Source organism: Stenotrophomonas sp. S49, from assembly GCF_016624905.1.
GTDB lineage: Bacteria > Pseudomonadota > Gammaproteobacteria > Xanthomonadales > Xanthomonadaceae > Stenotrophomonas.
The window spans coordinates 1-13,678 of record NZ_JACVUD010000108.1; the positions used below are offsets into that span (position 1 = coordinate 1).

The following is a 13,678-nucleotide window of genomic DNA, read 5'->3' on the forward strand; positions in this document are numbered from 1 at the left end:
AGGGAGGACATGGCGGGCTCCTGGCGGGGTGGGATGGCGCGCGGTGGGTTCTGCATCGGCAGCGCCATCGTCGGCCGGTAGCGCCGGGCTGCCCATTGCGCCTTGGTTTCCGCCGCTCATACCAGGGTATGCACGCGCCGCTCGCGGCAGCGCGACCATGGACTCACGGCCGCGCCGCTAGCGTGGTCGTGCAAGCCCGGCACGGTGCCGGTGCGGAGCCCGCCATGACTACTCCCCGCACGCCTTCGCCCGCCGAAAAGGATGCCGGTACCCAGGAAAGCCGCCAGGACCAGCACCAGGACGACGTGGCCAAGCGCCGCCCTGGCCAGAAGGACCAGAAGGTGCATGACGACAACACGCGGCGACCGCAACGCAAGGATGGGAGCCAGGAGCCGGGTTGAGCCGGTGATGGACAGGTCGAGTCTCAGTCGGCCAAGGTCATGCGGACGGCGGCGTCTGCGCCGCGCGGCCCACGTCGGCGAACCAGTCCGCGAGTTCGTGCATGTCGATCTGCTGGATCAGCGCAGGATTGATGGGATCGGCGGGTGCGGTCGGCAGGATGGCGGCCGCGACCTCGATCGCGCAGTACCCCGTACCGTCCCAGAGGCCTGCCAGATAGGAGGGGAGGGGAGCGCCTTCCCACAGCGGAGCGGGTGATGGCCACGAGTGCTGATCCTGCATCGGGCGCCAGCGACCGTCGGGGCGCACCTCGCTCCTGCGCTGTGCAAGCCATCGGATTGCAGCCTCCTTGGCCACGCGCGCTGCGTCTTTCAGTTCCCGGTGCCCAGACACGATCCTGATCTTCTCCCGGATGCCGTCGTAAGACAGTTCGCGAAGGCGCAGGACGACGAGCAACTGACTTCCCTGCAACCGCACCTGTTCAAGACCAAGCCCACGGGCGAGGTCAGCGACGTAGCCGGGAATGTAACGACCCTTCCAACCAGGGATGAGGGTTGAAAGTGGGATCAGATGTGGATCGGGTAGCGAGGCATGGTCCATGGGACCCCTTCCTGCATGTGGCGCTCCGCGCCGCGGGTACTCCCATCCTATCTGTCCGGGCAGTCCGTGCCCAAAGAAAAAGCCCGCAGATCACTGGGATCTACGGGCTTCTCTGAAAATGGTGGAGCCAAGGAGGATCGAACTCCTGACCTCGTCATTGCGAACGACGCGCTCTCCCAGCTGAGCTATGGCCCCACGGCGAAGCCAGTGTAGCGCCGCCGCCGGGGGCTTGCCAAGCCGCGTGGGCGGCAGCCGTGGCAGGCTGGGCGCCTTGACTGCCGGAAGACGCCCCATGACCGACTACCGTCCCATCGCGTGCGACCTGCACGATGTGCTGGAAATCGCCTGCCTGCACCGCGCGTGGCTGCAGGTGGAACTGACCGATGGCCGCACCTTCGTGGCCCGCGCGCGGACCACCCTGAGCACGCCTGGCAAAGAAGAATTCCTGCTGCTGGACGCCGATGGCGGCGAGCAGCGCATTCGCCTGGACCATCTGCTGCCGGTGACCACGCTGGGCGCCGACGGCCTGCCGGGACCGCGCACCGTGCTGGCCGTGCCGGGCCCCGGTGAAGCTGAACAGAGTTTGTGAATCAAGGGCTTGGCGCCGTCAATAACCTGAAGCGGCTAGGGCGGGTGGCATAAAGAGGACCAGAACGGTGCCGTTAAGAGGGAGCGCCTCGTGCGCTCCCTTCCACGGATATTCCCTCTGATGATGACCCCGGCTGCCTCCCGATTCTCCGCCTCGCCGCCGAAGCGGACCCTGACCATCGCAACGCGCCTGGCGCTGCTGATGGTGGCGATCACCACCGTGGCCTTCGCCGCACTGGCGATCCTGATCTACCGCGATACCGCTGACAGCTACCAGCAGCGCGTGGTTGCTGGCCTGGATACCACCACGGTGCTGATGCGCGATTCGGTGCAGCTGTATGACCGCAGCCTGGGCGAAAGCACCCAGCGCATCGCGGGCACCTTCCGCGCGATGCTGCCGCAGGGCGAGGCGTTGGCCGATGCCACCGCGCCCATCGACGTGGCCGGCCGCAGTGCGCCGACCCTGCGCCTGGGCGCGCAGGTGATCGGCCCGGCATCGACCGAGGTTGATCGCTTCGCCGAGGCGACCGGCGGCGTTGCCACCGTGTTCGTGCGTGACGGCGAAGACTTCGTCCGCGTGGCGACTTCGTTGCGCAACGCGCAGGGCGAACGCGTGCTGGGCACCGTGCTGGACCACGCCAACCCGGCCTATGCGCGGGTGCGCGCGGGGCAGGGCTACACGGGGCCGGCCCACCTGTTCGGCACTGATTACATGACCCACTACATGCCGATCCCGGCGGCCGATGGCAGCGTGGCTGGCATTGCGTTCGTGGGTCAGGACTACTCGCAGGGCCTGGCCGCGCTGAAGACGCGCCTGCGCGAAGCGACGTTGGGCCGCGAGGGGCGCTTCATCGTGGTCGACACGCGCCAGGGCAAGGACCACGGCCGGGTGCTGGCCGCCGCCGATGGCGAAGGTGGCCTGCTGCAGGAACGCGTGGCCGCGGCCGATCTGCCGGCATTGCAGGCCCTGCTGGATGGCCGCAGCACCCAGGCGCGTCTGCATCTGCGCCCGGCCGATGGTGGCCCCGAGCAGGCCTGGTTCGCGGCGGCGCAGCGCTACGGGGCCTGGCAATGGCTGGTGATCGGCCTGGAACCGGAATCGGTGCTGGCAGACGTGCTGAACGGCCTGATGCTGCGCATCGCGCTGATTTCCTTGCTGGCGCTGACCACCGTGGTCGTGCTGATCGTGCTGGTGGTGCGGCGCCTGCTGGGTCGTCCGCTGGCCGCAGCGGCGCAGGTCGCCCGCGATGTGGCCAGCGGGCGCCTGGACCGCGAAATCGATACGGGCCGCGATGACGAGGTCGGCCGTCTGCTGGGGTCGTTGCAGCAGATGCGCGCCAAGCTGCGCGAGATCCTGCAGGCGCAGGCCAGCATGAGCGAACGCCATGCGGCGGGCGCGGTCAGCCACCGGATCGACGAGCTGGCCTTCGAGGGTGAGTTCCGCGCCATGGTGGCCGGCACCAACGCGCTGGTGGCGGCGCACCTGCAGACCCAGCAGCGCATGGTGGCCCTGGTCCAACGCTACGCCGAAGGCGATCTGCAGCAGACCATGGACGTGCTGCCTGGCGAACAGGTGGCCATCACGCAGGCGCTGAACGGCGTGCGCGGCAAGCTGCAGGGCATCAACGGCGAGATCAAGCGCCTGGTTGCGGCGGCGGCGGCCGGTGATTTCACCGTGCGCGGCGATGCGCAGGCCTTCGCCAATGACTTCCAGCAGATGGTGCAGGGCCTGAACAGCGTGATGGCTACTGCCGATGACAACCTGCTGGCGCTGTCGGGCCTGCTGCGCAACCTGGCCGAAGGTGACCTGCGGCACCGCATGGACGGGCAGTCGCAGGGGGTGTTCGCGCGCATGCGCGAGGACGCCAATGCGACGGTGGGGTCGCTGGCCGGCATCGTCGGCCGCATCCAGCAGGCCGCCGCTGCGGTCAGCACGGCCGCTGCGGAAATTGCTGCCGGCAACGATGATCTGTCCCGCCGTACCGAGCAGCAGGCTGCCAACCTGGAAGAGTCTGCCGCCTCGATCGAGGAAATGACCTCTGCCGTGCGGCAGAACGCCGACCACGCACGCCGCGCAGACCGCCTGGCGAGCGAGGCGGCGCAGGTGGCCGGGCGCGGGGGCGCGGCCATGGCCGAGATGGAAGCGACGATGGGCCAGATCGATGCCGCCTCGCGGCGCATCGCCGAGATCATCACGGTGATCGATGGCATCGCCTTCCAGACCAACATCCTGGCGCTGAATGCCGCCGTGGAAGCGGCACGCGCCGGTGAGGAAGGCCGCGGCTTCGCGGTGGTCGCCAGCGAGGTGCGCGCGCTGGCACAGCGCTCGACGCTGGCGGCGGCGGAGATCAAGGGGCTGATCGAAGAATCGGTGGCCCGCGTGGCCGAAGGCAACGTACTGGCCGGCGATGCCGGGCGCACCATCCAGGACGTGGTCGCCTCGGTGACCGAACTGGGCGGGCTGGTGGGCGAGATCGCCCATGCATGCCAGGAACAGGCGGCGGGCATCGAACTGGTCAACCAGAGCATCGTGCAGATGGATGGCGTGACCCAGCAGAACGCCGCGCTGGTGGAAGAGGCGTCCGCTTCGGCCCGTTCCATGAGCGAACAGGCGAACGCGTTGCAGGACGCTGCCGGCCGCTTCGTGCTGCAGCGGCGCCCGGCATTGGCCCCGGCGTAAGGGCAACCGGGGTTGGGAGGCGGTGGTGCCGGCTACCGCCTTCCACCGGCGGACTTTGCCGCAGCGGGCGGGACGCGGACTGCGACGGGATGCGCAACGAAATCGTAACAATTCGGGCGATAATGGGCGCTTGCGCAGTGGTTCCCCCTCTACCGCCCGGCTTGCGCAGGCCGCCCGGACGTCTCCCAAGAGCTTTCGATGCCTTCCCATATCGCTTCCCGTCGTTCGACGGGCATGTCGTCTTCCTCGCTTTCCTTCCGCCGCCATCCGCTGGCCCTGGCCTGTGCCGGCCTGGCCCTGGCCGCCAGCTTCGGCGCCGCAGCGCAGGACAGCGCACCGACCCCGACCGGCCTGGACACGATCACCGTGACCGCCGAACACCGTGAGCAGAACCTGCAGGAAGTGCCGGTGTCGGTGGGCGTGGTGCAGGGCGAGCGCATGCGCGATTTCACCGCCGGCGGCGATGACACCCTGCTGGCGCTGTCCGGCCGCGTGCCCAGCCTGTATGCGGAAACCACCACCGGTCGCATCTTCCCGCGCTTCTACATCCGCGGCCTGGGCAACATCGATTTCTACCTGGGTGCCTCGCAGCCGGTGTCGATCATCCAGGACGACGTGGTGCTGGAACACGTGGTGCTGAAGTCCAACCCGGTCTACGACGTGGACCAGGTGGAAGTGCTGCGCGGCCCGCAGGGCTCGCTGTTCGGCCGCAACACCACCGCCGGCATCGTCAAGTTCGACACCCTGAAGCCGACCGATGAGTACACCGGCCGGGTCAGCGCCAGCTACGCCACCTACAACAGCGTGTCGGTCGATGGCGGCTTCGGTGGCCCGATCAACGACATCGCCTCGTTCCGCGTGTCGGCGCTGTACCAGCACCGCGATGACTACGTGGACAACACCTACCGTGGCCCCAGCGCCGACGGCACGGTCAGCCCGAAGAAGAACGCCATGGGCGGCTTCGATGACCGCAACGTGCGTGCGCAACTGCTGCTCAAGCCCAGCGACCAGTTCTCGATCCTGGCTTCGGCCCACGCCCGCGATTACGACGGCACCTCGACCCTGTTCCTGCGCGGTGCGCTGACCAAGGGTTCGAACCAGACCGACGTGCCGCGCGACAAGGTGGCCTATGACGAAGCCGACAACAACCCGCAGGCCTACAAGACCTACGGCGGTTCGGTGAAGGCGATCTACGATTTCGGCGCGGTCGATTTCACCTCCATCACTGCCTACGAAACCACCTCCGGCTACAGCCGTGGCGACACCGACGGTGGTGCGGCGGCGGACTTCCCGTTCAATGGCGTGGCCAACGGCTACGGTCAGTCGATGGGGCAGATCCGTGACCTGGACCAGTGGACCCAGGAATTCCGCCTGGCCAGCCACGATGACAGCGCCCTGCAGTGGCAGGCCGGTGCCTTCTACTTCAACGGCAGCGATACCACCGATTTCTACCAGCGCGGCTGGTTCCTGCAGGGCGCGGCGCGCAACCCGAACAACTGGGTGCGCCTGCGCAACAAGAACACCTCGTGGGCCGGTTTTGGCCAGCTCAGCTACGCCTTCACCGACAAGTTCAGCGTGACCGCTGGTCTGCGCCAGACCCGCGACGAGAAGCACACGCGCCTGCTGAAGACCGCCGACACCGCCGCCGGCGTGGTGACCTACAAGGGCCGTACGGACGTGAAGATGTCCGATACCACCCCGAGCTGGGACGTCAGCGCGATGTACCAGTTCAACCCGAACGTGAGCGTCTACGCCAAGGTTGCACGTGGCTTCCGCGGCCCGACCATCCAGGGCCGTTCGGCCGTGTTCAACGCTGATTTCACCACCGCCGACTCGGAGACCATCCTGTCCTGGGAAGCCGGTGTGAAGAGCAGCCTGTGGGACAACCGCCTGCGCCTGAATGCCACCGCGTTCACCTACACGGTCAACGACATCCAGCTCAACGGCAACGATTCGGACGGCAACGGCGTGCTGTTCAACGCCGACAAGGCCAAGGCCTACGGCTTCGAAGCAGACATGGAACTGCGCCCGGTTCCGAACCTGACCCTGAGCGCCGGTGTCAGCCTGCTGCACAGCGAGATCCAGGACAAGCGCGTGTATGCGCAGGTCTGCGGCCTGAACGGCCAGGTGGTGTGCACGGTGAACGACCCGACCATCAAGGTCGGCGCCAACACCTTTGCCCAGATCGATGGCAACCCGCTGCCGAACGCGCCAAAGTACAACATCAACTTCGCCGCGCGTTACGACATGCCGGTCAGCGACGCGGGCACGATGTTCGTGTCCACCGACTGGAACAAGCAGGGCTATACCAGCTTCGTGCTGTATGACAGCCAGGAGTTCAATTCCAAGGGTGATTTCGAAGGTGGTCTGAAGCTGGGTTACTCCGGCAACTACGGTGCCTACGAAGTGGCGCTGTTCGCGCGCAACATCACCAACGAAAAGAACCTGAAGGGTGTGATCGAAAACTACATGGCCGCGGTCTACAACGAACCGCGCACCGTGGGTGTTTCGTTGAACATGAACTGGTAAGGCCTGCTTGATCGGTTAACGAGAACGGCGCTCTTCGGAGCGCCGTTCTTCGTTGGGAAGGCCTGGGGGGAATTCAGGGCGTGGCGCTGACGCCCAGTCCCAGGGCCGGATCGGCAGGCGCGCTGGGCCCGAGCACCTGCAGTTGCATCGCTTCCATCCGTTCCAACACTTTGCGTTGCTTCGCGTTGAGCCCCTGCGAGGTGATCGCGATGTGCTTGCGTGCGGCGTCCAGCGGGGCTGGTTGGTAGTGCACGGTAAAGCGTCGCAGGGCGCAGCCGGTTACGTTCTGGACGGGCGCGCAGTCGCTCCCGTTGAAATCGACATCACCATCGCCGGCAACGATGAACGGGCTCAGCAGGATCTGCCCTTCGCGCGCGGTGAAGGCCAGCGGCGCATGGGCCTTGGCGATGACCGCCTGGATGCGCACGGCCGGGATGGTATCGGGAACGATCCGGTCTTCCCAGAACCCTTCCCTGGCTTCGGAGGTCTGGTAGTTCTGCGTGCCCCAGGACATGCAGTTGCCCGACGCGACGTGCACGGAGGTACACACCTGCCGGGAGTGCTGGTCGGTTGCCGTGTAGGGCGGCACCCAGACCTTCTTCCACGAATAGAAGCGATAGTCCACGTCGGCCAGGCGGGTAGCGCCGATGTCCTTGGAGACCTCGTCCTTGTCGCCCAATGGCTTCAGCTTGGCCACCCGGGTGTTCAGTCGATAGTTTTCCGCGCCATTGAGCAGGTAGGTGCCCGGCGGGATCAGATGGACTTCGAACACGTCCATCAGCACCGTGCGCTGCGGGCCGGTTTCCAGTTCGTTGGTATTGAACAGCTGCACATAGCCCTGCGAGGGAACGTCCTTGTGCTGCCAGGACACGCGCGCGGAGAAGCCGGGCAGGTCGGTCGAGCGGCGGCCCAGATGGAAGCCGGTGATGGGAGAGCCGACACCGGGTCCGCCGGTGTGCACGACATACGGGGCCGGCACCAGGACGGCAACCAGACCGTCGCGGGTGGCGCCATCAATGATGTCCACCAGCTTGGCCCTGTTTTCCTTTTCCTGTTCATAGCTGGGCGGCGGTGCAGCCTGCACAGCGCTGGCCATACCCGGCGCTACCAGCAGCAGCGCCGACGCTGCCGCACTCTTCAGGTTCTTCATCGACCACTCCATGTCTGCACGGCGCCACCCTAGCACGGCGCCTGCGGCACGGCGGTGCAGGGCGGCCTTGCATGCTAGGCTGCCGCGCTGTGTTGAACGGACTTCGACCATGATCCAGACGCTGTACCAGCAGTATGCCGATGCTCGCGCCGCCGAGACCCTGATTGAACAATGCCGGGCGCAGGTGGTGCGCTGGCGCTGGGCCAGCGGCGACATGGCGCACGACGCGCCGTTCATGGCCGAAAAGTATGGCGTGCGCCGCAGTCGCTGGCTGGACGATGCCAAGGCGGACCCGGATGCGCATGTGCACCATGGTTTCGACGCGCAGGAGCGCATCGTGCTTGCTGTGGCTGACAACGGGGCCAGGACCACGGTGTGGCTGCACGGCACCGAGCAGCGGCACAGCCTGAGCTTCTACCGCGGGGGACGCATTGCCTCGGCCCGCGCCTGGCACGAGCCTGGCGGGCGCCTGCAGCACAGTGAGCTGACTGTTGGCCATCGCGGTCATGACAGCATCTATCACTGGGACGGCGAAGTGCTGCTGCGCGTGGTGGTGCGCAACTGGGAGGACGAGCGCCCGAGCTGGTGGTGCCAGGATGTCTACAGCTACGATGAGGCCGGCGCCCTGGACCGTATCGAACTGCAGTATCTGCATGAAGACGGCACACCCACCGGCAGCCAGCGCCTGCAGTACCAGCGCCCGCGCCGCGGCGAAACCCTGGCCGCCGCCGCTGCCGATGTGGAGCGCCGGCTGATGCAGGCCATCGCCACGCAGCTGCCGCTGATTCCACGCGACGAGCCGCTGTATTGCCTGCTGCTGTGCTTCACCGATGGCGATTTCAGTTCGGCCTGGCCACCGTTCATCACCTGGGGGCGCCAGTCCTACCGGCAGGCGGTGCTTGAACGCGGTGAGGACGTTGCCTACTACCTGTGGGCACCGGACGAGATGCGTGCCGGCCAGCGCGACGACGATGAGTGCTGGTTCGACGATCCGGCCCTGCTGGACGCGTGCAAGCGCCATGGCCGGTTGATGGAGATGCGCGGCGGTACCACCTCGGCGATGCGCCTGCTCACGCGGGTGGCGGCGTGGCTGGATGCGCCGGAACAGCGCGCCCACCTGCACACCACCGAGGACTTCGTGGTGGCGGTGGCCGACAATACCGGCGCGGTCGACCCGCTGCCGGCGATGCGCAAGGCGATCGGTGCGCAGCGCTGGGCGCGCCTGAAAGCGGCCGGCTACGTGTGATGGGGGAGTGCCGCGCCGGTCAGGCGCGGCGGCCTGTCATGCTGGCAGCAAGGCCTGCAGGCGTGCTTCCAGTTCCTGCTGGCGCCAGCCGGCCAGCGCGGCCGGCCACTGGCGGCGTTCCAGATAGCTTTCCAGGTGCTTGCGCGAGGCCAGCACGCCGTCGGCCAGGCCCAGCTCGCGGCTGCGCTCGGCCACCGCATCCTGCAGCTTCTTGATGGTCTTCTTGTCGGCGTCGGTGGCCTGCACGGCCAGCGGTGCTTCGGCCTCATCGGGCAGCGGCGTTTCCAGCGCCTGCCACACGGCGGCGGTGAGCTTGCGCGGGGCTTTCGGGAACTGCTCGAACAGCTTGCCCAGCGCGGCCAGGTCGGCCGGCGGCGTGCGTGCCAGGGTGGCGGCCAGTTCGTTGTCCAGAATCCAGCTGCGCGGGCGGTCGCTGCTGCGGGCCTGGCCGTCGCGCCAGCGCAGCAGGCGCAGCAGGCGGCGCTGGGCGGCCGCGTCGAGGAACTGTGCCGCGCGCATGCCCAGGTGCGGCCAACGGTCTTCATCGTTGGCAACGTTGGCCAGCAGGCGTTCGGCATCGTCCTGCAGCCACTGGCGGCGGCCCAGCGCCTGCAGCTTGGCTTCGATCGCATCGTGCAGGGCAAACAGATGCTCGACGTCGTCGGCGGCGTACTGCAACTGCGATTCAGACAGCGGACGGCGCATCCAGTCCGAGCGCGTTTCGCCCTTGGCCAGCGTTACCCCGGTAATTTCCTGCACCAGTTTCTGGTAGCCCATGCCACCGCCGATACCGGCCAGCGCCGCGCCGATCTGGGTGTCGAACAAGGGCCGGGGCAGCACGCCGCAGGTCCACTTGAAGGCCACCAGGTCTTCGCTGGCGCTGTGCATGACCTTGATGATCGATTCATCGGTCAGCCACGGTGCCAGCGCTTCGGGCATGCCGGGAATCAGCGGATCGATCAACAGGATGTCGTTGCCCACGGCCATCTGCACCAAGGCCAGCTGCGGCCAGAAGGTGCGTTCGCGGATGAATTCGGTGTCCAGGCCGATACGGGCCGGGCGCTGCTGGCGGTAGGCGTCCAGCTCGGCGGGGGTGGTGATCCAGATTGCCACGGGTGGGGGCCTGCTACTCGGGTTTGCTCAGGCAGGGGAGAATAGCCTAACGTCGGTGCGCACCCGTACCGAAGGAGCCTCCGTTTGCGTTTTGCCCTGCCGATTGCGCTGTGTACCGCCCTGGGCCTGGCCCTGGCCGCGTGTACGCCGTCGCCGCCTGCAAGCCCATCGGCCGGCGAACCGGAACGGCCGCGGCCCAAGGTGGACGACACGGCTGCTGCGGCGGCCAAGGGCACGGTGACCATTGCCGGCGAGGATGCCAGCGAGGACGTGCAGCGCTGGACTCCGGCACGGGTGGATCGGCAGGGGCGGACGCTGGCGCAGCTGCGCCGTGCCGCCGAACAGGCGTTCAGCGACGGGCGGCTGTACGAGGACGCCGAGGCGGCCATTCCGCTGTGGCTGGCGGTGCAGGAAGAAGCCCCGGACGACCGCGCGGCCCGCGCCGGTCTGCAGCGTGCCCGGCAGCGCCTGCAGCAGCAGGCCGACGCCCTGCTGGCGCGGCCGCTGCAGCAGCGCGAGGCACTGGCCGAGGCAGGGCGGCAGGCGCTGGTGCTGCTGACCCTGGCACCCAACGAGCCGAAGGTGCGCGCGCTGCAGAGCCGGGTGGAGACCGCCCAGCGCGTGGTGGCCTACAACCGCTCGGGCGAGGAGGATCTGCGCGCCGGTCGGGTGGGCGAGGACGGTGACGGGGCCATTCCGGCGTTCCGTGAGGCGCTGGCACTGGATGCCAACAACCGCCGTGCCCGGCAGGGCCTGGCCGCCGCCGAAAGCGCGCTGATCCGGCGCGCCGAAGACGCCGCACGCAGCCGCGATTTTGCTTCCGCCGGGGCCTGGCTGGCCGAAGCCAGCAAGGTGCGGGATTCGTCGCCGACCATCGCCGATGCGTTCGAACGCATCGAGCAGATCCGTGCAGCGACCCTGGTGCAGTTGCGTGACGGCGGGCTGCGCGACCTGGAAACGCCGCAGGGACTGAAGTCGGCCCGTGAAAAGCTGGCCGAGGCCTTGCGCATCGCCTTGCCGGGCGATGCCGTGGTGGCGCAATTGCGCGAACGCATCGACCTGGCCACCCACTACGGCAGTTTCCGCCCAGGGCAGGTGTTCAGCGACCCCCTGCGCGATGGCGGGCGCGGGCCGCAGATGATCGTGGTGCCGCATGGCGGCTTCCAGATGGGCGCCGGTGACACCGAACCGGGCGCCAGCGACGCCGAGCGACCGTCACACTACGTCCGGTTCGAACGTGGCTTTGCCATGGCGATCACTGAAGTGACCGTCGCCGATTTCGAGCGTTTCGTGAAGGCCACCAGCGCGCGCCCGCGTGCGACCCGTCGCGGCCACTCGGTGGTGTATGACGAGCGCAGCGGCAACTTCATCCGCCGCAGCGGCGTGGACTGGCGCTCGGACTACGATGGCAGTCGCGCGATGGGCAATTCGCCGGTGATGCACGTGAGCGTGCGCGATGCGGAAAACTACGCCACCTGGCTGTCCGAGCAGACCGGCCGCGCCTACCGCCTGCCCAGCGAAGCCGAGTTCGAGTACGCCCTGCGGGCCGGCGGCAGTGGCCGCTACCCCTGGGGGGATGCCGGTCTGCCGCCTGCGGGCAGCGGCAACTACACCGGCAGCCAGGATGTTTCCCCGTCGGGCCGGCACTGGCACAACGCCTTCGTGGGCTATGGTGATGGCTGGTGGGGGCCGGCGCTGGTGGGCAGCTTCCAGGCCAATGCCTTCGGCCTGCACGACATGGGCGGCAACCTGAGCGAATGGGTGGCCGACTGCTGGCATTCCAGCTACCGCCGCGCCCCGTCCGATGGCGTGGCCTGGTACAACCCGGGCTGCCGTTCGCGGGTGATTCGTGGCGGCAACTGGGCCAACGCGCCCGAGCAGACCCGTGCGGCGTGGCGGCAATCCCAGGATTCCGACACCACCAATGCCCGCATCGGCTTCCGCCTGGTGCGCGGCATCTGATGCGCCTGTTTCACCCCGCGCAGGCGGCGGCCCACTAAGATTGCAGCGTGCCCGCCGGCCGGCGGGGTCCGCCGGAAGACCTGCCGATGCGCAACGATCCCTTTTCCCGCTCGCCGCAACAGGGTTCGCCACGGCGCGGCCTGTTCGGCAACATCCGCTGGTGGGTACTGCTGCTGGCCGCCGGCTATGCAGCGTACTACTGGTTTTCCAACCGAACGGTGGACCCGTATACCGGCGAGAAGGTGCTGATCGACAGCAGCCTGGATGCCAGCGAAGAACGTGCGTTGGGCTTGCAGGCCTACCAGCAGATCCTGGCGCAGGAACGGCCACTGGACCCCAACGCGCAGATCTCACGCGATGTGCGCGCCATCGCCCAGCGCCTGATCGCCAAGGTGGATCTGGTGGAAACCGCGCTGGCGCAGGAACATGGGCTGCAGCCGGGGCACTTCTCGCGCGATTTCGAGTGGGAAGTGAACGTGATTCCCAGTGACCAGGCCAATGCCTTCTGTCTGCCCGGCGGCAAGATGGCCGTGTACACCGGGCTGGTACCGGTGGCGCGTACCACCGATGCCATGGCGGTGGTGATGGGGCACGAGATCGCCCATGCGCTGCTGCGCCATGGTGCACAGCGCATGGCCCAGCAGAAGCTGACCCAGATCGGGCAGATGGCCGGTGCGGCCAGCGGCATGGATGCGCAGCAGCAACAGATGATGATGTCGGCGATGGGCTATGGCTATCTGTTGCCGTACGCGCGCAGCCACGAGACGCAGGCCGATGAAGTGGGTCTGATGCTGGCGGCGGCGGCGTGCTTCGACCCGCGCGAGGCGATTCCGCTGTGGCAGCGCATGGGGCAGGCCAGTGGTGGCCAGTCGCCGCCGGAGTTTTCGTCGACCCATCCCAATCCCGGCACCCGCATCCAGAACCTGCAGGCGCTGATGCCGAAGGCCCTCGAGTACCGGCAGAAATTCTGCGAGCAGGCGCGGTAGGGGGTGGTCGGCAGGGCTTGCAGCCCTGCACCTGCTTGGATCAACGGCAACGGCAACGGCAACGGCAAAGGCGGATTTCCCGGGGATGGCGGGGCGGTGTCGGATTGCGGGGACGCCGCAAGTACGTCCGTGTAGGCTTGGCAGCCGCATCCATGCGGCTGACACCCCGCACTCCGACACCGCCCCACCTCTGACAGATCGCCGCGGTCTGTCGGAACGGCATTCTGCTCTGGTAGGTGTCGACCTTGGTCGACACGGTAGATCCACGCCATGCGTGGATGAAATTGTCAGACATCGAAAGGAATGCGGGGTCGGATCCCGTGCCGTTCCGACAGTTCGCGGGAATCTGTCAGGGGTGGAGCGGTGTGGGTGGGCAGGACCGCAGGCGCCATGGATGGCGCCTACGAGCCCCCATGGTGAAGTGA

General features: G+C 67.6%; 10 protein-coding genes and 1 tRNA gene. 7 read left to right on the forward strand and 4 right to left on the reverse strand.

What is annotated here, in order from left to right; translation table 11 throughout:
* The first annotated feature begins 224 nt into the window (after positions 1-224).
* On the forward strand, positions 225-401 hold the full coding sequence (locus IAE58_RS17665) for a hypothetical protein (RefSeq protein ID WP_199934420.1): 177 nt from the start codon (positions 225-227) through the stop codon (positions 399-401).
* 37 nt (positions 402-438) lie between these two features.
* Here IAE58_RS17665 and IAE58_RS17670 read toward each other — a convergent pair whose 3' ends face one another.
* Together IAE58_RS17670 and IAE58_RS17675 are read right to left on the reverse strand one after the other, a co-directional pair.
* Positions 439-999 (reverse strand): hypothetical protein, encoded by a 561-nt coding sequence (locus IAE58_RS17670; RefSeq protein ID WP_199934421.1) that lies wholly within the window; start codon positions 997-999, stop codon positions 439-441.
* A 119-nt stretch (positions 1,000-1,118) separates the two neighbouring features.
* Positions 1,119-1,194: transfer RNA gene (locus tag IAE58_RS17675), tRNA-Ala, on the reverse strand.
* Between the two features lie 97 nt (positions 1,195-1,291).
* Here IAE58_RS17675 and IAE58_RS17680 point away from each other — a divergent pair.
* From IAE58_RS17680 to IAE58_RS17690, 3 genes are all read left to right on the forward strand, one after another.
* Positions 1,292-1,588 carry a Rho-binding antiterminator gene (locus IAE58_RS17680; RefSeq protein WP_199934422.1) on the forward strand — a complete coding sequence of 99 codons (297 nt, stop codon included), beginning with the start codon at positions 1,292-1,294 and terminating at the stop codon, positions 1,586-1,588.
* Positions 1,589-1,708: 120 nt separating this feature from the next.
* Complete coding sequence (locus IAE58_RS17685) at positions 1,709-4,267, forward strand: Cache 3/Cache 2 fusion domain-containing protein (protein WP_199934423.1); 2,559 nt, start codon at positions 1,709-1,711, stop codon at positions 4,265-4,267.
* A 234-nt stretch (positions 4,268-4,501) separates the two neighbouring features.
* Positions 4,502-6,796: a TonB-dependent receptor gene (locus IAE58_RS17690; protein WP_312253308.1), complete on the forward strand. Its 2,295-nt coding sequence runs from the start codon at positions 4,502-4,504 to the stop codon at positions 6,794-6,796.
* 73 nt (positions 6,797-6,869) lie between these two features.
* On the opposite strand, the gene IAE58_RS17695 is transcribed toward IAE58_RS17690, so the two are convergent.
* Positions 6,870-7,946: a hypothetical protein gene (locus tag IAE58_RS17695; RefSeq protein WP_199934424.1), complete on the reverse strand. Its 1,077-nt coding sequence runs from the start codon at positions 7,944-7,946 to the stop codon at positions 6,870-6,872.
* Positions 7,947-8,055: 109 nt separating this feature from the next.
* On the opposite strand from IAE58_RS17695, the gene IAE58_RS17700 reads away from it, so the two are divergent.
* Positions 8,056-9,192 (forward strand): hypothetical protein, encoded by a 1,137-nt coding sequence (locus IAE58_RS17700; RefSeq protein ID WP_199934425.1) that lies wholly within the window; start codon positions 8,056-8,058, stop codon positions 9,190-9,192.
* A 36-nt stretch (positions 9,193-9,228) separates the two neighbouring features.
* On the opposite strand, the gene rnd is transcribed toward IAE58_RS17700, so the two are convergent.
* Positions 9,229-10,305 carry a ribonuclease D gene (gene rnd / locus IAE58_RS17705; protein ID WP_108753655.1) on the reverse strand — a complete coding sequence of 359 codons (1,077 nt, stop codon included), beginning with the start codon at positions 10,303-10,305 and terminating at the stop codon, positions 9,229-9,231.
* Between the two features lie 84 nt (positions 10,306-10,389).
* Here rnd and IAE58_RS17710 point away from each other — a divergent pair, with 84 nt between their 5' ends.
* Both IAE58_RS17710 and IAE58_RS17715 read left to right on the forward strand, forming a co-directional pair.
* Positions 10,390-12,267: a formylglycine-generating enzyme family protein gene (locus IAE58_RS17710; protein ID WP_199934426.1), complete on the forward strand. Its 1,878-nt coding sequence runs from the start codon at positions 10,390-10,392 to the stop codon at positions 12,265-12,267.
* Between the two features lie 86 nt (positions 12,268-12,353).
* A complete protein-coding gene (locus tag IAE58_RS17715) occupies positions 12,354-13,253 on the forward strand; it encodes a M48 family metallopeptidase (RefSeq protein ID WP_199934427.1) in 900 nt (299 codons plus the stop codon).
* The last annotated feature ends 425 nt before the right edge of the window (positions 13,254-13,678 follow it).